This is a genomic window from Deltaproteobacteria bacterium (assembly GCA_016874775.1).
Lineage (GTDB): Bacteria > Desulfobacterota > Binatia > Bin18 > Bin18 > VGTJ01.
The window spans coordinates 1-19,445 of sequence record VGTJ01000126.1 but is presented as its reverse complement, the minus strand read 5'-3'; the positions used below and the strand labels follow the sequence as shown (position 1 = coordinate 19,445).

Annotated in this window: 15 protein-coding genes; 8 read left to right on the top strand and 7 right to left on the bottom strand. The window is 52.6% G+C overall.

Features of this window, described 5'->3' with window-relative positions; genetic code table 11:
- Positions 1-207: 207 nt before the first annotated feature.
- A complete protein-coding gene (locus FJ147_19575) occupies positions 208-1,422 on the bottom strand; it encodes a hypothetical protein (GenBank protein MBM4258080.1) in 1,215 nt (404 codons plus the stop codon).
- 15 nt (positions 1,423-1,437) lie between these two features.
- The gene (locus FJ147_19570; protein MBM4258079.1) at positions 1,438-2,136 is read right to left on the bottom strand and encodes a DNA mismatch repair protein MutS; all 699 of its coding nucleotides are present in this window, start codon (positions 2,134-2,136) and stop codon (positions 1,438-1,440) included.
- 177 nt (positions 2,137-2,313) lie between these two features.
- Here FJ147_19570 and FJ147_19565 point away from each other — a divergent pair, with 177 nt between their 5' ends.
- The 6 genes from FJ147_19565 to FJ147_19540 all read left to right on the top strand — a co-directional run bounded on the left by FJ147_19565 (position 2,314) and on the right by FJ147_19540 (position 11,817).
- Positions 2,314-2,826: a hypothetical protein gene (locus FJ147_19565; GenBank protein ID MBM4258078.1), complete on the top strand. Its 513-nt coding sequence runs from the start codon at positions 2,314-2,316 to the stop codon at positions 2,824-2,826.
- A gap of 54 nt (positions 2,827-2,880) precedes the next feature.
- Positions 2,881-3,912: a hypothetical protein gene (locus tag FJ147_19560; GenBank protein MBM4258077.1), complete on the top strand. Its 1,032-nt coding sequence runs from the start codon at positions 2,881-2,883 to the stop codon at positions 3,910-3,912.
- A 265-nt stretch (positions 3,913-4,177) separates the two neighbouring features.
- Complete coding sequence (locus FJ147_19555; GenBank protein MBM4258076.1) at positions 4,178-7,690, top strand: zinc-ribbon domain-containing protein; 3,513 nt, start codon at positions 4,178-4,180, stop codon at positions 7,688-7,690.
- Between the two features lie 42 nt (positions 7,691-7,732).
- Entirely contained in the window at positions 7,733-8,131 is a 399-nt protein-coding gene (locus FJ147_19550; GenBank protein MBM4258075.1) for a four helix bundle protein, read from the top strand.
- Complete coding sequence (locus FJ147_19545) at positions 8,104-9,876, top strand: hydantoinase B/oxoprolinase family protein (protein ID MBM4258074.1); 1,773 nt, start codon at positions 8,104-8,106, stop codon at positions 9,874-9,876. Before FJ147_19550 ends, FJ147_19545 begins: the two co-directional genes overlap by 28 nt.
- Positions 9,877-9,993: 117 nt before the next feature.
- Positions 9,994-11,817: a PAS domain S-box protein gene (locus FJ147_19540; protein ID MBM4258073.1), complete on the top strand. Its 1,824-nt coding sequence runs from the start codon at positions 9,994-9,996 to the stop codon at positions 11,815-11,817.
- Between the two features lie 153 nt (positions 11,818-11,970).
- Here FJ147_19540 and FJ147_19535 read toward each other — a convergent pair whose 3' ends face one another.
- Positions 11,971-12,465, bottom strand: a complete 495-nt coding sequence (locus FJ147_19535) for a RidA family protein (GenBank protein MBM4258072.1) — start codon at positions 12,463-12,465, stop codon at positions 11,971-11,973.
- Positions 12,466-12,619: 154 nt separating this feature from the next.
- On the opposite strand from FJ147_19535, the gene FJ147_19530 reads away from it, so the two are divergent.
- Positions 12,620-13,861 carry a D-alanyl-D-alanine carboxypeptidase gene (locus tag FJ147_19530; protein ID MBM4258071.1) on the top strand — a complete coding sequence of 414 codons (1,242 nt, stop codon included), beginning with the start codon at positions 12,620-12,622 and terminating at the stop codon, positions 13,859-13,861.
- A 64-nt stretch (positions 13,862-13,925) separates the two neighbouring features.
- Here the strand turns inward: FJ147_19530 and FJ147_19525 are convergent, their stop codons facing one another.
- Positions 13,926-14,420, bottom strand: coding sequence for a hypothetical protein (locus tag FJ147_19525; GenBank protein ID MBM4258070.1), 495 nt, complete (start codon positions 14,418-14,420; stop codon positions 13,926-13,928).
- A gap of 489 nt (positions 14,421-14,909) precedes the next feature.
- Positions 14,910-16,226, bottom strand: coding sequence for a DUF3696 domain-containing protein (locus FJ147_19520; GenBank protein MBM4258069.1), 1,317 nt, complete (start codon positions 16,224-16,226; stop codon positions 14,910-14,912).
- 287 nt (positions 16,227-16,513) lie between these two features.
- Between FJ147_19520 and FJ147_19515 the strand changes: the two genes are divergently transcribed.
- Positions 16,514-18,070 (top strand): hypothetical protein, encoded by a 1,557-nt coding sequence (locus tag FJ147_19515; protein MBM4258068.1) that lies wholly within the window; start codon positions 16,514-16,516, stop codon positions 18,068-18,070.
- 182 nt (positions 18,071-18,252) lie between these two features.
- On the opposite strand, the gene FJ147_19510 is transcribed toward FJ147_19515, so the two are convergent.
- Positions 18,253-18,696 (bottom strand): hypothetical protein, encoded by a 444-nt coding sequence (locus tag FJ147_19510; GenBank protein MBM4258067.1) that lies wholly within the window; start codon positions 18,694-18,696, stop codon positions 18,253-18,255.
- Between the two features lie 234 nt (positions 18,697-18,930).
- Positions 18,931-19,140 carry a hypothetical protein gene (locus FJ147_19505; GenBank protein ID MBM4258066.1) on the bottom strand — a complete coding sequence of 70 codons (210 nt, stop codon included), beginning with the start codon at positions 19,138-19,140 and terminating at the stop codon, positions 18,931-18,933.
- Positions 19,141-19,445: the final 305 nt, after the last annotated feature.

The window sequence follows — 19,445 nt, the reverse complement described above, 5'->3', positions numbered from 1 at the left end:
AAGGCCTACAGGTCTCCGACGATGAGTTTCAAGCGCTCAATATCAAACCCGGTAAGTTTCATGGCGATTGGAACTATACGCTTCTTCCTCGCTCTTAATCGGTAACTTAATTCTTGCCCATGCCTTACTCACTCAATCTTCCAGAGGGCAGGCGGTACAACGACCGGCTGAGTGAGTGCCCGCTGATTGTTTTCTGCCTGCTGTTGACTAGAAATTCCAGCTCACAAATTGTCCAGGCGCGACCTTCATCGGCGAGGCGGTCTGATCAGTGAGCGGGAGATAATAGATATGGGAGGCAGTCGTGGAGGAGACCGGAGAGATGAGGTAGCCAGCAAACGCGAGACCGCTGCCATCGGGCGCAAGTGGCGGATGTGAGAGCGCGTACTGATCAAAGAAAGAAAAGATAAACATCTGTTCGCGGCTAGGAAGGAAACGCGCGAGTTCAGTTTTCTCACCGCTTGCGCGTGTGAGGCGATGCCAACACAGGTAACTCTGTTGTTGTGCGACCGTGATATAGAGCAAAAAATCACTCTGTGGAGACCAAAAGAAGCCAAGAACCGGTTCTTCTAGCACGGATGACGTACGGCCAGTCGATAGGTCTAAGAGATTTACTTGAGAAAAGACAAACGATCCAGATTGTGATGCTGAACTGAACGCGAGGGCTTGACCGTCAGCGGACCATAAGGCCACAGCCCCGCTGCCAATGGTCGTGATCGGCCCTTTCTCTCCACTGTCAACGTCGTATAAAAACAGGACATCCTCTTCATGGTCATCGTCATGCTCGACGTAGGCCAACAAGTTCTCTTGTGGTGACCAGGCGGGAACACGAAAATCGCCTGGGCGATCGGTGACCTGACGCACGATCCGCCCGGATGCTGTGTCAACGATGACGACATGCGCGTTGCCAGACGCGTGGCTGCCACCGACATGCACCGCAAGTTTGTCTCCTTGCGGTGACCACGACCAGAACACCGGCGCGCCACTGATCGTGGGGATCGTTTTTCCGAGTTGGTTGAGGTGCACGATTTCTAATGAGAGCTGCTGTTTTTCACGCTGGACCAGCGCTGCAAACGCATTCCCACGTGGCGACCAGTTGCCGTAGATCGGCATGCCTCCTGAGAGACCACTTAACTCCCATGACTCGATGCCGTCGGCGGCGACTGCATACAGGCTGGTTTCGAGTTGTGTCTCGGCGGTTCCTCGCATCCCGAAGCAGGCAACTTGTTTTCCATCCGGTGCCCAGGCGGGCCACATGTGGGTCAAGCGGACTGGCGAACTCTCCGTCGTGGCTTTTGCTTCGTGCTCTTCCCAACTCCAGGTGAGCTGTTGCTGGCGTTTGCGAGATGGAGTCCAGGTAAACACGTTGCCATCTTCACCTGTAAATACGACTTGCGGAGTGTGTAGTGTCTGTGTTGCATCCATGAATATCTCTCAGTGTTAGCGCTTTGCTCCATCCAAAACAATCACCGGTTGTTTCCGCCCGCGCTCACGTCGCAGGAGGACATAGACAGCTCCCGGCCCACCGTCGTGTGGGCGGGCAGTCGAGAATGCCAGCACCAGGCGGCCCAGCTTTCCTCGTGTGAGCCATTGTTTCAGTCGGTCTTTGAGAACGGGGAATTGGCCGGGAGAGTTGCGCCCTCGACCATGAACGACGAGCACACAGCGGAGCCCAGCATTGACCGATTTCAAGACGAACTGTTCAACTTCAACTTGGGCAGCGTCTGACGTCATCCCGTGGAGATCCAGAGCAGCTTGGCGGGAAAACTCTCCACCGCGGAGTTTACGCACGAGCCGAATATCGAGCCCACTGACACAGCCTTCGACATATTCATCGGTATCAGTGATGTCGAAACCCGTACGCCCCGCGACCAGGTCATATAACTCAGCCAGCGCTTCATTCTCTTCGGTCTGCGCACGCAGTGGGATGGGAGGAGGAGTCACATTTACCCGGACCCGCCCATCGGTTTTTAACGGCGTCACATCTTGCATATGACGCGAGAAAACCTCTTCGTCGCTCTCACTGGTTTCTTGCAGTTGGACCGGAGGCGGTTCAGGTTTTTTCGGCACGAGCGGCTTTTCGGGAATCTTGACCGTCTTTTTCAGATCCCGAAACGGATTATTAAAGCCGGACGACATGGAGCGAATGGTACAGAAGAAGCATGAAGAGGACAAGCAAGTCCTCTCACTAGCAGAAGAAAGCATGTAAGCTGATACACAGAGGAGAAAGTTCAAGACTACAGGTGGCAGGCTTTAGGGTTTCCTTCCTTCTCTTTATACTGCTGGTGAGTACGAAGCACTTTTAAGGATGAAACTATGACACCGATTCTGGCCGTGACCTTTGCGCAAGGTGCACAGCAAGTGCAGCGGCAGTTTGGGATGGAGGAAGATCGGGTGCCGATATTAGTGCCGCTATCGGCCTTTAGTGAAGCGCGGACGACCCAACCAGAGTTAACGCTGACGGGCTTCTTACCACAATACTTCATCGAACAAGGACTACCGGACTTTTCTCCGTTGTTTAGTGACGCTTTGGCGAGAGGACGTGCACTTCTATTGCTTGATGGCTTAGATGAAATGCTCACGGCGCATGAACGCGCCGCGGTCGCTTCTGCCATTGCTGCGTTTTCGCGTGAATATCCTACTGCTCGTATCGTAGTTACGAGTCGGATTGCTGGATATTCCTCTGGGTTGCTTCCAGGGAATTTCACTACGTTAACGGCCGCACCATTTGACGATGAAGCGATTACTCGTTTTGCCCAGCAATGGTCATTAGCTTTTGAAACGACTGGGGTGCTACCGCACCAAGAGTTATCTTCGGATGTTCGTTAACGAGCGGAGCGACGAGCAGAGAACTTAACCAAGGCAGCAACAGGTCATCGAGGGGTGAAACACCTAGCGACCAATCCGCTGCTACTGACACTACTTGCTTTAATTCACTATCAAGGAACACGGTTGCCCAATCGGCGAGTGGATTTGTATCGTCTGTGTGTAGAGGCTTTAGCAGAAACATGGAATCTCGCACGCAGTTTGAGTGGCAGAGCTATCGACTTACACCTTGGTGAACGACGGCTTGATGAAGAATTTGTCGTACGGGTGCTGGCACCAGTGGCGTATGGGATGCATGAGCACCAGCCGACTGGACTTATTGAGCAAGCAGAACTCGAAGCCCAGGTCGCGAAACAGTTTATAGACGGAGATGGAACTGCCGAACCTGAAGCGAAAGCATTGGCACAAAACTTCGTCACTCTTGTCCGTGAGCAAATGGGATTGTTGGTCGAACGTGGGCCAAAGGTGTTCGGTTTCCTGCATTTGAGTTTTCAGGAATATCTTGCCGCTCGTTTCCTCAGCGAGCGCACAGATACGTTTGAACGTCTCAGGTTACGCTTGCAGCAGCCCCGCTGGCGTGAAGTAGTTCTGTTAACTGCCGGATGTTTACGCGGTGATTACGCAAATCAGTTTGTCGAGAATATCCTCAATGCACACAGTGAATATGACGACCTACTTCACCGTGATCTGTCGTTAGCTGCACGTTGTATCGGTGATGAGATTCCTGTCTCGCTATCGCTTCGCCAAACAATTCGTGATCGACTTCTGACGCTGTGGAAAGATCCACCGTTCCCTCGCTTGCAAACAGAGATCGTTAAGACGTTTGGCTACCTGAAGAATAGTCAGATTGGGAATGACATTTGTAACTGTCTGCTCAACCTCTTGCGTGACCGGAACGAGGATCCTGGTATACGTCAAAAGGCAGGAGAAGCCTTAGGGAAAATAGGGAAAGAGGACCATGAAGTATTGAGTACTTTCTTGGCACTGCTGCAGGACTCGACAGAAGAGGAGGAAGTACGCTGGAGGGCAACTCAAGCCTTAGGAATAGCAGAGGAGAGGAAAGATGAGGTTTTGAACATTTTAGCGTGATCAACGAACCTGCTCTACGGAAACCTGTACTTGAAGCCTTATGGGAAGTGTTGGAAGGAGGGCAAGCAAATTAACAATGAAAAATGAAAACCTAAAAAAGGAAAAAAAGGCTGATGGGTACAGATTTTAGGGTTCCCGTTTTTTCCCTTTAGCCTCCAGCCTCTAGCTTTGTTGATGTTTTCTGTATCTCACCCCGCGTTCCATCTGTCGCGCAGACTGGTTAAGATGCCGACATCCACGCGTGACGGAGGTCGACAAAAACCATATGCGCTGTCTGCAGTGTCAGCATGAGAATCGCGAAGGCGCGAAGTTCTGTGAAGAATGTGGCAACAAGCTCGAACTTGCGTGTCCGTCGTGTGGGACGACACTGCGTGCCAATGCGAAGTTTTGTGATAATTGTGGAACGCGAATCGAAGGATCGTCCGGCGTCCGGCGTCCGGCGTCCCAAGTCCAACCCCCAAGCCTGAACTCCCAATCCCCGGCAAGTTACACCCCCGCCTATCTCGCTGAGCGCATTATTGCCGAACAAGCGGCAATGGTCGCACGAGGAGCGCCGGAAGGTGAACGGAAAACCATTACTGCGCTCTTTGCTGACATCAAAGGATCAACGGCTCTGATAGAAGAACTCGATCCAGAAGAGGCGCGTGATATCGTCGATCCAGTTCTCGCCTTGATGATGGAGGCAGTCCATCGCTATGAGGGCTACGTCGCTCAGTCTCTTGGCGATGGCATCTTCGCCCTGTTTGGTGCGCCGATTGCGCACGAAGATCACGCTCAGCGCGCTCTGTATGCTGCCTTACGCATGCAGAACGAGATGAAGCAATACTCCGATAAGCTGCGACTAGAGAAAGGCGTACCGCTGCAAATGCGTGTTGGTATCAACACCGGTGAAGTGGTGGTTCGTTCAATTCGTACCGACGATCTTCATACTGATTACGTTCCGGTCGGACATTCCACCAACATTGCTGCCCGTATGGAAAATCTGGCTACGCCAGGTTCGATCATCATTAGTGAGAATACTCACAAGTTGGTTGATGGTTATTTTGACTGTCAGTCGCTTGGTGTTGCTACTGTCAAAGGTGCGAGCGAACCGGTGCCGATCTACGAAGTTCGTGGTGTTGGGCCACTACAGACTCGTCTGCAGCTTTCTGCCAAACGAGGCTTCTCTCAGTTTGTTGGGCGACAGGGAGAACTTGCGCAGATTCACCGCGCTTTTTTGGCGGCAAAAGAAGGACACGGCCAGATCGTTGGTGTCATCGGTGAGCCTGGAGTTGGGAAGTCACGTATCTGCCATGAATTTAAACTCTTATCCCAGAAGCACTGCTTGGTCTTGGAAACGTTTTCTGTTTCACATGGTATGGCGTATCCCTATTTGCCGTTGATCGATCTGCTGAAGAGTTATTTCCAGATCACGCCACAAGATGACGAGCGACGACGCACCGAAAAAGTCACTGGCCGTGTGTTAACCCTTGATCGTGCGCTAGAAGAGACGTTGCCGTATATTCTTGCGCTGCTGTCACCAGCAGAGACGTCTGCAGAGTTGCGCGAAATGGACTCGCAGAGTATTGGTCGACGCACTCGCGATGCCATCAAGCGTCTGCTCTTGCGCGAGAGTCTCAATCAGCCAGTATTGCTGATTTTTGATGATCTCCAATGGGTGGATAATGAAACCCAAGCATTTCTCGATGTCTTGAGTGATAGTCTCGCGACAGCCCGTATCTTGTTGCTCGTCAATTATCGTCCTGGGTATCAGCACAGTTGGGGGACACGCACTTATTACCATCGCGTGCTTCTCGATGCGTTGGGAAGAAAAGAGGCAGAAGAACTACTGACCACGTTGTTAGGCGATGGTCCTGGACGGGAGCCGATCAAACAATTCCTGCTAGAGAAGACCGAAGGCAATCCGTTGTTCATCGAAGAGATCGTTCGGGCTTTGGTTGAGCAAGGCGTCTTGGTACGTGACGCGGCAGGAAAAGCGCCATTTCCTGTGCCGCTGCTGACAAAACCTCTCGACGAAATTCAGTTGCCGCCCACGGTACAAGGCATTTTGTCGGCACGAATTGATCGCCTTGGAGCACCAGAAAAAAGCTTGCTACAGACACTAGCAGTGATTGGCAAACGCTTCTCGCTCAATCTCGTGAAACGTATTGCAACGATTCCGGAGCCGGAACTCTTATCGTTGCTCTCTCGTCTGCAAGCGGGTGAGTTTGTCTATGAGCAGGTGGCGTTCCCGGAGTCGGAATACACCTTCAAGCATGCATTGACCCAGGATGTCGCGTATAACTCTCTGTTGACTGAGCAACGGAAGATCCTCCACGAGCGCACAGCGCAAGCAATCGAAGCCGACTGTTGTCGCGAGAACTCGCAACAGACCCTGGAAGAGCAATGTAGTGAACTTGCTTATCACTATGGGCGAAGCGGCAATGTTGAGAAGGCAGTGGAATATCTCCAACGCGCTGGGGAGCAAGCCCTGCGGCGTTCTGCCCGTGATGAAGCAAGCAACCACTTTGCTGGCGCGTTGGAATTGTTACGAACGCTTCCTCGTTCGCCGCAACGCATCAATCGCGAGCTGCAATTGTTGATCGTTCGCGGTGGCGCGCTGATTACTGGTAAAGGGTATCGTGTTCCTGAGGTTGAACACATATTCAATGAGGTCCGCGAACTTCTGCCGCAGGCAGAAGAGTCGTCGCAATTGCTTCCAGTACTCATGGGCCTCTGGCGCTTTGTGATTGTCCGGGGGGAATATCAAACCTCGCATGCGATCGCTGAGCGATTGCGTCATCTGACCCGAGGGCTACAGGAGACGGAAGTCCTTTTACCTGCGCACTTTGCATTGGGGTTTTCCGCGTTTCGCTTAGGACACTTTCAGAATGCCCGCCAACATCTGGAGACCTGTGTCTCCTTACGCTTGGAGAAACAACCGCAGAGTCGTTTCGAGAGTCTCGTGTACCGGGTGTCGATGGGAGGGATGGACCCGCGGGTCGGGAGCCTCTCCTGGCTTGCGTGGGTGTCATGGTATCTGGGCTACCCAGACCGAGCCCTGCAACGGAGTCAAGAGGCCTGTCTCCTGGCACGCGAGCTTGAGTTAGCAATTAGTGAGGCTGCGGCGAACCACTTTGCCGCGGCAGTTCGTCGACTCTGTCGAGATCCCCATGCCGTGCTCGAACATGAAGAAAAAGTGATTGCGATTGCGACTGAGCGGGAAGCTCCACAATGGCTTGCCAGTGGCACTTTTCTCCGCGGGTGGGCGTTAGCGGACCTGGGCCAGTATGAGGAGGGTATAGCAATAATGCAGCAAGGGCTTGCAGGGTGGCGGGCAATGGGGAGTGATCAACTCGGTCAACCCTCAATCATGCTTGCTGATATGTATCGCCGTGCGGGAAAAGCCTCTGAGGGGTTACGACTTGTGAATATGGCGATGTCCGAACTGCAACGCAGTGGCGAGCGATGGTGGGAGGCTGAACTCTACCGCATCGAAGGAGAGTTGTTGTTAGTGTCAATCGAAACAGGAATGGAGCCTGAGGCTGAACAGTGTTTTTTCAAAGCGATTACCACTGCACGACAACAAGACGCGAAATCGCTTGAGCTACGTGCGACCATGAGCCTTTGCCGCTTGTGGCACAAGCAAGGCAAATCTGAGGACGCACGAGAGCTTCTCACGAACATCTATGGGTGGCTCACCGAAGGATTCGAGACGGGTGACCTCCAGGAAGCGAAGGTGTTGCTCGACGAGTTAGTGTCCGGCGTCCGGCGTCCGGCGTCCAGCGTCGAACACTGAGGTATCTGCCTTAGCGAGAGAAGGCGAGGGGAAAACGATAATATGCCCTCAATAACACGATTTGAAGAGATCCAAGCATGGCAGAGAGCGCGAGAATTGGTTCGCGAGATCTACAAGACCTGTGCTGATGGACGTTTGAGTAGAGACTTTGGATTACGAGACCAGCTTTGTCGTGCGGCAGTATCGTCGATGAGCAATATCGCTGAAGGCTTCGCGAAAAAGAGTGATCGAGACTTCGCCCATTACTTTGACATCGCGAGGGGATCTGCCATAGAGGTACAATCTTTACTCTATGGAGCGTTGGACATAGGGTACATCCAGAAAAGTGACTTCGAGAAGTTGTACGAACTAGCTGACGCAACGGCTTTATTCATAGGTGGTTTCACGCCTTACCTGCGAAAACGCTCCGAATCATGGCTCGTAGTGGAGATAGGTGCATGAGTATCTCAGATTCTCGATCGCAAAAGACGCTAAACACCGGACACCGGACACCGGACGGGATAGACCCAATTTCCCTCGAGATTCTGTGGAACCGGCTGATTTCGATCGTCAACGAACAAGCGACAGCGTTGCAGAATGCTTCGTTTACCACCGTCGTGCGTGAGGCCGGGGATTTATCGGCTGGTGTTTTTGATGTGCACGGAAACATGGTCGCACAGGCAGTGACAGGCACGCCTGGTCATATCAATACGATGGCGATGGCGGTGCGGCATTTCTTGAAAGAATACCCGTGGGCGTCGCTGGAAGAGGGCGATAGCCTGATCAGCAATGATCCGTGGCTCACGTCGGGGCATCTCAATGACTTCACGGTAGTCACGCCGATTTTCCGCCGCGGGACACCTGTCGCCCTGTTTGCCAATACGTGCCATGCGGTCGATGTCGGTGGCCGCATGCTTGGCGCAGATGCGCGGCAAGTCTTTGAAGAAGGGATCTACGTCCCGATTATGAAACTGTTCCGCCGTGGGGAACCGAATCGTGATCTTTTCCGCTTAGTCAAGCAAAACGTGCGTGCACCGGAATTGGTCGAAGGCGATCTGATGGCGCAAGTCGGCGGTAATGAAGTTGGCGGTGCGAAGCTCCTCGAATTTATGGACGAATACGACTTCGCGTCGCTTGCACCGCTTGCTGACGCCATTCTGGCCACGTCAGAGAAAGCGATGCGACAAGCGATTGCCGAGCTGCCGCAGGGAACCTATCGCCATGAGATTCGTACCGACGGATTCGATGCGCCCATCGTGATTCCGATTGCTGTCACGGTGAAGGACTCTGACCTGTTTGTCGATTTTACCGGAACCTCGCCACAATGTGACCGCGGTATCAATGTGCCTTTTGCTTATTGTGTCGCCTACACGACATATCCGCTCAAATGTGCAGTCTCACCACATGTGCCGAACAATGAGGGAAGTTTCCGGCCTGTGCATATCAGTGCCCCGGAGGGATGTATTCTGAACTGCCAGTTTCCTGCACCGGTCGGTGGCCGGCATATCATTGGTCATTTTCTTGCGACTGCCGTGTTTGGCGCCTTGTCCCAAGCAGTCCCTGATCGGGTCTTAGCTGATGGTGCGGCGAACATATGGATCACCCAATTCACGGGGAAGGATCTCAGCAAGAAATCGTTTACCTATGTCTTCTTCTCTTCTGGGGGGATGGGGGCGAGACCGGATAAAGATGGCATTTCCGCAACGGCGTTTCCGAGTGGTATCCAAGGCGTCCCGGCGGAGATCATTGAGAACGTATCTCCATTAGTGATGGAACAACGTGCGTTAGTTCCGGATTCTGGCGGACCAGGAACATTCCGTGGTGGGTTAGGGCAAGAAATGATCCTGTCTGTTCGGAGTGATGAATCTGTCGTGCACTCAGCGATGTACGACCGGACGAAATTCCCCGCGTTGGGATTCTCGGGGGGGCAGAACGGTGCATTGGGAGACTTTTTCCTTTCTGACGGCACGCATCCGCATCCAAAGGCACAATATCACTTACAGCCTGGACAAAAAGTGACGTTGCGCTTGCCTGGCGGTGGAGGATTCTTTGACCCGTTTGGCCGTGACCCTCAACTGGTGCGGCACGATGTGCTCAACGGTTACGTTTCTTGTGCGGCTGCGCGCGAGCAGTACGGCGTAGCCCTAGCTGAAGGACTCACGATTGACTGGGAACAAACACGACTGCTACGAGAGACGCGCAAGTAGGAAGTGATTGCTCCATTCGGGTACCAACGATAATACAATCACTGAGGGGTCTTGTGTTGAAAGCTTCTGTTTACTTTGCCTACAGACCTTCATAGGATATCCTGCTATAGGAGCAATATGGGGGACACGGCTGAACATATTCCGCTTTTTCCTCTCTCCACACCAGACACATCAGCGGAAAAACAACACTCACAAGACCGCTCTCAACAGATCGAAGTAGAGCAGACCCGGTTGCTCTACGCCCAGGCTCCGTCTGCGGTTGTTATTTCACTTTTTAACGCGACGATCTTGGTTTTTTTCCTTCGCCACGAGGTTCCGAGTTCTGCCTTGATAGCCTGGTGGACAGGGATGCTCGGTGCATACCTGATTCGATCTCTACTCGTATGGCGATACCGTCAGGCGACGTTACAAGGAACACCGAGTCAGCACTGGCGTACGAGATTTCTCATCAGTGCGGTCCTCTCCGGTTGCGCGTGGGGTTCCTGCGCTCTCCTGCTTTTTCCCACCGTGTCACTACCACACCAGCTTTTGCTGGCCTTTGTCGTCGGTGGGATGGCGATCGGAGCGATTGCTTCTATGGCGGCGGTACGCGCTGCCTATATTGGTTTTATCCTTCCGCTGACGTTACCTCTTGTCTGGCGCTTTTTCCTCCAAGGGGGAGATGACGCCATTGCGATGGGGTCCCTCTCGTTCATCTTTGTTGGTGGCTTACTGGTCATGGCCTCGCAATTTCACACAACCATTACGGAATCCATTGCCCTACGTTTTGAGAAGCAGGACCTACTGCAAAGTCGAAAGGCGCTGCAACTTTCTCACGATGTCCTCGAAGATCGTGTGCGCGAGCGCACGATGGCCTTGCAACAGGAAGTCCGAGAACGGGCACGGAGTGAAACCCACGCGCGCGCGATGTTACAAGCGATTCCTGATACGGTCTTTCGGGTCAATCGTGATGGGGTGCTGCTTGATTTCACCCCACGGGACCAGTTTTCAGCTCTGCCCGCACCTGAGTCCGTTGTCGGCAAAAGCGTCACGGAAATTGTTCCCCCTGATGTCGCTCGCGCTGTCAATGGCGCGGTTGCTGAGGCTCTACGGACAGGAACGGCGCAGATCTGTGAGTATCCTCTCTCTCTACAAGGGACCTTACATAATTATGAAATCCGTCTCGTTGTGAGTGGACCTGATGAAGTGGTCGGGATTGTTCGTGACATTACTCAGCGTAAGGAAGTCGAACGGCTCAAAGACGAATTCATTTCTACGGTCAGCCACGAGTTGCGAACACCGCTGACGAGCCTTGTCGGCTTCACCGAACTCATGCTGAACCGCCAGTTCTCGCCTGAAAAACAGCAGCAGTATGTCAGTCTGATTCATGACGAGAGTGTGTGCCTTGCGCACCTCGTCAATGACCTGCTTGATCTACAGCGCATGCAGTTGGGAAATCTGACATATCATCTTGCGGCGCTTGATCTCGAACCGCTGCTTAAAACATGCGGAGCGCTGTTCGAGCGGGATGCATCATCACTCCGCTTTGCTATCGCCTCTCCTCTGCTACCAGTCTACGCGGATGATGCGCGTATTCGTCAGGTGGTAACCAATTTGCTGTCCAATGCGATCAAATTCTCTCCAGCCGATGGTATCGTGACGGTTGGAGCAGAGGTTCAACACGATGAAGTGGTCACATGGATTGCTGACCAGGGGCCAGGTATTCCCGCGGACGCGCTTCCCAAACTTTTTGATAAGTTTTTCCGCGTGGATAACAAAGAGACGCGCCACATTGGCGGAGCGGGCCTTGGGCTCGCCCTGGTCAAAGAAATCGTTACTGCGCATGGGGGAAGAGTCTGGGTAGAAAGCACGCTTGGTCAGGGAAGTACGTTCTTCTTTACCTTGCCCCTGGTCAGCGCCGTCTCCGACGCTGTAGCCGACTCGTTAGCAGAGGTGCGTTAAGGTGATTTCCGAAAAAGGGGATCCCTGAGATGTCGATGTTCTGCCGATAGTGGCAGACACAGCCTGCCCTACCCAGAACCGGCAAAGCCACGTAGGGCGGGCTGTGCCCGCCACCAGAGACTGCGGGATATCTTTTCCAAGAAATCGCCTAAGTTATTTCATTGCAATAGCTTCGACTTCAATCAGGAGCCCAGGAAAAGCCAACCCCGCAACGACGACTGCTGTACTCGCTGGTGGGTTGTGGCCAAAAATCTCTTTTCGCACGTCGAGCATTTCCATAAACTTACTCTGGTCGGTGATATAGGTATTGATCTTAATGATGTCGCTCATGCTGGCCCCAGCCGCCGCAAGGATGTCTTTGATATTCTGATACACTTGCCGCGCTTGCGCTTTCATGTCTCCTGCACCGACCAGTTTGCCTGCTGAGTTGTATGCAACTTGCCCTGAGACGTAGATGGTATTGCCCATCTGTTGAGCTTGCGCCAATGGTAAGCGATCATCCCAGGCCCAGCCTGGATCGATAACCTTCTTGACGAGCCGAGGTGTTGCAGGTTTCCTTGCTACGGATTTTGCTTTCGCTGCAGAGTTCTTTGCACTCTGAGGCGGTCTTTTGGCTGTCCGTGTCGCTTTTGCTACTCTTGTTGCCATCTGTTGCTACCTCCTTTACGAGGCATGATTGGTGGAGCAGACAACTTTGTCAAGAAAAGGGAATACGTTGAATGTTCGACTTGACAGGGCACGCAGGGTGCCTAAAGATGAAACCTCATTACAGCTACCGAGCCTCCACACGAGAGGATGCGGAATGAGGAGTTTGTGGGGTATGAGGGACGTCCTCGGATCATCTACCGGACCATTCTGGCAGCAGCTTGTTGCAACGTTAACTCTTGGGGCCGTCTTGTGGGTACTCTTGGGAGTGCCGCGTACTGGGAATGCACAGACATCCCCTCCAGCAGCACCAACTGCTCCGGCACAAGCGAAGAAAACAGACAAACCGGTTCCGTACACCTCAGCGATCCTGATGGAAGCGGAAACTGGCAAAGTTTTATTTGAAAAAGACCCTCACGTACCATTACCTCCGGCGTCGATGGTGAAAATGATGACTCTGCTCATCGTGATGGAGAAGGTTCGAGATGGGGCAATAAAGTTAAGTGACACGGTGCGGGTATCGCGGTGGGCGTCGAAGATGGGTGGGTCGCAGGTGTTCCTCAGGGAAGGTGAAAAGATGTCGGTTGAGGAGCTGCTGAAAGCGGCGATGATTCACTCCGGTAACGATGCGACGGCGGCGCTTGCTGAGTACGTTGGTGGGTATGCGAGCGCTTTCGTTGACCTCATGAACGACCGTGCTGCCCAGATAGGATTAAAAGAAGCCCGTTTCCACAGCGTGCACGGCTTGCCACCCGAACCTGGACAGCAGGATGATGTGATGAGTGCCGCAGACCTGGCGACGCTCGGTCGCGAAGTGATGAAATTTCCTCAGCTCGCCGAGTGGGCGGGGAAGATACAAGAGCCGTTTCGGGATGGGCAATTTACCCTGGTGAACCCGAACCATCTGCTGAAGGATTATCCTGGGGCCGATGGTATCAAGACTGGGTTTCATAACAAAGCTGGGTTCTGCGTCACAGGAAGTGCAAAACAAGACGACTTACGCTTGATCGTGGTTATTATGGGTACTCCGACACGTGGGGCCTGCTTTACGAGCGCTGCACAGTTGCTGAATTACGGATTTGCCACCTACCGGATGTTTCGCCCGGTGCAAGGGAACGTTACGCTTGAAGGAAAAGACATTACCGTCCGTGGAGGAGTCGCTGAACGGGTTTCTATTGCTGCGAAACATGATGTGAAGATTCTGTTGAAAAAAGGAGAAGAAAAGAAAGTCGGAGTCACTGTCCGCACCCCAGAACGTGTCTGGGCACCGTTATCTGCCGGACAAGCGGTTGGCGAAATCGTCGTGACCTTTGATGGAGCAGTCGTGAGTACCGTTCCAGCCGTTGCTGCTCAGGAAGTGGGTAAAGCGAGCTGGTGGAAGCGCTGGCGACCGTGGTAGGGAGCAGGTAGGAGTCCTGTATAATAAGAACATATCAATTGTCTCATCACCATCTGTCATTCCATCATTGTCGGCGAAAGCGGGTACGGAGGACGATGGTCCACCATCCGAGTCCGGCAAGAAAGCTGCCAATGAGCAGAAGAAACGGTAGCGTCGGGAGGGATGGTGGCGAAGAGCGATTGATGGCGAACAAGAGGCGGTGTATAGCCATCATGAATAACATCATCAGACAGCCGAGCCACCAGGAATGATTGAGGAGAAGCTGTAGTGTCGCCGGGCGTCGTTCCGGGGCGAGCCAGTATTCACGATTGGGAATGTTGAATTGATTTCCTGCATACCGAGCCAGGAGGTAATGAATCCCGACCACGAAGAAGGGGACGCCGAGTCCAAACGCGAGCATAAACTGCACATACCCAGTACGTGACATCGAGCCATTCGGCATTCCACCTCTGCCGAAATGAGTCGCCATTTGTTCTGGCAGTGCCGCTGTCGATGAGAGCACGTCACTCACAAAGAGGGCGACGAGGCACCAGAAGAGTATCGTCGGGGTCCGGTTCACTCGATGGTCCTCCTACTTATCAAACTTTGCGCCATCCACACGACTCGGTGTGGCAAAGGAGTCGTACATGTTTCACGTTTTGGTAAATACGGCCCCTTGGATTGGTGATCAGTTTTTTATTCTTGAAATCGCTATGTAAAGCACTGTCATGGGAACATAAAACCCTTGCACCGCTGACCCGTGCCAGCGCGATCACGTGAAAGTCATTGGACTTGCATTCATTGAGACCGATGACCGCCTTCTGCTCAATTTCGACGTCGCTATCGGAAATTCGTCTGGCTCTACCCGCCTGAAGAAGGCTACGAATGAAGCGACGAACCCCTTCTAGTTTTTCTAATTCTAATAAGAGCCTTCCTCCAATAACCAGTCTCCCGTCTTTCTTCGTCAACCAATCAATGATCGGCGTGAAATCACTTTCAGGGTACTTGGCGAAAACGAGAGACGCTACGTTTGTATCAACAATGAGACACATCGTGATAAGGGTTAGGGTTAGATGGCCAGCAGGCGTCGCTCTTCGGCAAGAAAAAATTGCCTGTATGTCGATGGCGCGTTAACGATATTGCCGTCACGATCGAGTTCCAAGGGATGAATTTGTACTCCTCGATCGGTACGTTCAAAGTAGAGAATTGCTACGTCATCTGGAGTCAAGGACTTCTTATCGCGAATATCCATTCGGATACGATCAACAAGGTAGTCACTATGTGTTTCTATGATGAAGCGTTTCTTATGCTCCTTCGCTAATACTGCTAAAAAAGAACCCAACTCTGCTTGGGCTTTCGGATGGAGATGCACTTCGGGTTGTTGAAGAAGAAAGTTGCTTCGTGGTGGTTCTTGGAGTGCATCAACGACGATAGGTAAGACTTGACTAACGCCGTATCCGACATCGACCAAATTGAAAGCAGACCCGGACATTTTGACTGCGATTTGAAACGGATCACTGTCCTTGTTCCCTTTCCGGCGTATTTCGACATCGGTAAAAAGCCCAGAGGCTTTGCCGAAGTTGCGAAGAGAGCTTTTTAGCTTTTCCCAGTCCGACGAATCAGATGCGGCCATCCTGGCTAAGACCATTGGTACGTGTGAGCCTTCGGGCTTCGGAACATCTTTGAGGGGATCATGCGTCCGCTGTGGACGCGTGCGGATTGGTGCCGATGCGTAAGGGCGAGGACCAAAAGCCTGATCCATCTGGTGAAAAATGTTCCGTAAGTAGCCGATCTCGGTCTCTGGGGATAGAGGGCTTTTATCTAGAATCGAACTTCCTCCGTGGGAAAAGAAAATCGGGAGGTTTCGTAGTAAACGGCTCGGGCTTACTACAAGCGGACGAAGGAGCCGTTCATCTCGCCCCTGCGTTCCTGTAGGGGTGTTGATCCTTAGACCTTGAGCAGTGCCCTCGGTATTCATTTTTGCTTCAATGTTTACTTGCCCACAGACGAAACTCCACTCGTCTAGATTCGATTGTGCTCCTTGTGGAACAAATCGCGCTGAGATAGTCGCTTCTTCTGCAAACCATCGACTCTCTTTGAACTTTGGCCCGAGGGAAAACTTCAAGCCCATAGTAAACGATCGCACTCGGCCGGCTTTCCCGCCACGATAAGTTGCAACTTGGTCATACGCGCCGAGAAGAAACGGCTCTTCATTGAAGAGGTCTTCACTGAGATCTCCCAAGGCGATGTCCCACGCGATCCGAGTGAGGGCAAGAAATGTCGTTTTGCCTGAGCTGTTTTCTCCCACGAGTAAAGTAATAGGCTTGAGGGAACACTCTTGCCGAGTGTGGAAACAACGCACTCCCTCAAAGATGAGTGTATTCACTCCATGTCACCTCTTTGTTACTTTTTTCTCCACCGTGCTTGAGGAACTACTGTAGCAGAAAAGCGAGGACCCCCGATACCTAAGGAGAGTTCTTGAAAAGAGTATCCCAAGCTCAAGCAATCAAAATCCTCAATATCCGTCTAATCTATTAAGGTTTAGGGAATACTTTGGTCAATGCGCAGATGGTATAATCTTTCCTGTAAATCGCCTAAGTTCCCGACCCCTAGCCCCTCGTCCCGGTTTTCTGATAGCTCACGGCTGAACACCAACAGACTGGAGACGAGTCCATGACTGAAGACAAAGACGTCCAAGAGTTGCTCCGACGTAAGGAACGTGCGATGACCGACATGGGTGGGCCGGACAAGATCGAGGCTCAACATCGCAAAGGCCGCTTAACTGCGCGTGAGCGTATCGATGCGCTGCTTGACCCTGGCAGTTTTATGGAAATTGGCGCGTTAGCACACTCTGAGCGTGATGACGTGGCAGACCGCTCCCCTGGCGATGGCAAAATTATCGGTCTTGGAACGATTCACGGACGCAAAGTTGGGGTAGGGGCTGATGACGTGACCGTGTTTCACGCGAGTTCTTCGTATGTGGGGACGAAGAAAGTCGATCGTATTGAAAAGATGGCCTTCAAGTATGGCTTTCCGTTTATCTTTTTAGGCGAATGCGGTGGCGCGCGCATTCCTGACATCATGACCTCACGTGGGTTACCACGGTTTGGGGTGTCCCTCGACCTCATGAAACGGAATCGCACCGTGCCGATGATGACGGCGATCCTCGGGGAATCCTTCGGTGGGTCGTCGTGGTATGCGGCGGTGTCAGATTTTGTCGTGCAAGTGAGAGGAAGCTGTATGGCAGTCTCATCACCACGAGTGATTGAAGTCGCTACCGGCGAAAAGGTCGACTACGAAGATCTTGGCGGAGTCGAGGTCCATGCACAGTTGACTGGTCAGCTTGATGTGATCGCTGAAGATGAAAAAGAGGTCGTTGAGCAGATCCGACGTTGGTTGTCCTTCATGCCACAGAATGCTGAATCGCTTCCCCTTCGTACTGCGTGGGATGAAAAGTACGATGTCCTCGATGAGAAACTGCCGGAAATGGTGCCGAAACGGCGCAATCGTGGCTACGATATGCGTCGGATTATTCCCCGCCTCACTGATGACGGAACCTTTTTTGAATTGCGACCACAGTATGGACCATCTTTAATTACCGCGCTCGCGCGTATAGGAGGGCGTTCTGTCGGCATCATTGCCAGTAACCCCTACTTTTTTGCTGGGTCTATCGATGCCGCAGGATGTGACAAGGCCACACACTTCACTTGTCTGTGCGAAGCATTCAACATTCCGATGGTCTACTTGCAAGATGTGCCGGGGTTCTTTGTCAGTCGCGAAGCCGAGCGAGCAGGCATCATTACCAAGATTCTCCGCTGGTTTCAGGCGCTGGCACTGGCGACGATGCCAAAGGTGACGATCATTATTCGTAAAGCGTATGGCATGGCATTTTTCAGCATGGCAGGAACAAACTCCAACAATGATTTCATCTATGCGTGGCCTGGGGCGGATATCTCTTTTATCGATCCGCGTGTTGGTGTGAATGTGGTCCACGGGAAACGTATTGCTGCCGCCGCAGATCCCGATGCTGAGCGCGAGCGCATTTTGGCCGAGAGTAGCGAGTTCGATACGGCACCGTGGGGAGCCGCTGGCGATTTTCATATTGATGATGTCATCGACCCACGTGCCACACGGTCAGTGATTATCCGCTCGTTCGATTATGCATGTGGTGAGCGTTTCCCGCGACCAGTAGCCGAGCGGCCACTGTTGTCGTGGCCGCTACGATTGTAGGGTGAGGGGATGTGAAAGGAGCGTTCGCCAAAACACGCTGTTGTTGTGGTGGTGGTGGGGGCTTATCCTGCACCTGACGAAAAGCGGGAATCCAGAGGAGGGGGTGCTGGATTCCCGCTTGTGGCTAACAATTTTGCCCGTCATGATAGGCAACTACGAGTATCTGACGTAGCGATCATGCTCTACCCATGAATGTTAACTTCAGCGATGTCAAACGTCCGTGAGTTACTCAGGAAACCGACGATCTCGACTTCTTTCCGCTGGTTCTCTCCGGCGGCGAGTTTGTGTAAGAGTTCGTCGCTTCCTCGGAGCCAGATGCGTGCCGGCCACACGATGCGATTCCAGCGCAACGGATTACTGATCCACTCAACTTGCATCACCATGTTTCCTTGGTGGTACACGAATTGATATAAGCGCGGCCCGGCCGATTGCTCTTTTCGTACTGTATTCACATCACAGTCAGTGCAAAAAACCTTCCCCTTGATTCGCATTGTACGCGGTTCGAGACCGAAAAACGCGCCATGTCCACCGGTGAAAGCAAAAACACTATCTGTGACAACCGGGTTGCCGGCCAACAATAACATCGCCACAAGACTCGTCCGAAAGATTGTCCGAATCCGTTTCATAATTTTTCTCCTTAATGGAAGCGAACTTTTTTTGTCATTACTAGACACGATCCGCCGTGCTATGCGCTGAGTGACATCGTAGGGCGCGTACCACGCGCCCAGTCGGTTGGCGCGCTTCGCACGCCCCACAGCTGCTCACGAAGTTATGAGCCACGGTACTAGACACGATCCCCTGTGCTATACGCAGAGTTTCCTCTTGCCGCGTCGTTCAGCAAAAGACCGTGCTTCCCAACGCTACGCCGCGAGCCGATGTTCTGGTGTTTCCGTCGCCAGAGTAAGTTCGGGCTTCGTTCGTCGTGAGAACGATTCTCGTAGTGCTGAGATAGCAATCATTGCTGCCGAGAACCACGCGAGACCGACAAGACCGGACAAGAGAATCGACAGGTCGTCCGTGAAATTGATCGTCGCGCTTGCGTAACCGACTGTAGAGATGAAGTTCAACATGGGATATTCCCCCTTTCTATTCGTTTCGTTGTTCTTACTTAAGGAATTGAGCAGAAAGCGTGCCAGAAAGAGCGAGCGACAAGACTGTGTGTCTGCCCGCGAAAAATGGGCGTTTTATTGAAGTTTCTTTCGTATGCGGACAAAGAAGACGCAAGACGATTGTTGCACCCGTGGTGTTCGATACTAAGGCATGGGCAAGAATTAAGTTACCGATTAAGAGCGAGGAAGAAGCGTATAGTTCCAATCGCCATGAAACTTACCGGGTTTGATATTGAGCGCTTGAAACTCATCGTCGGAGACCTGTA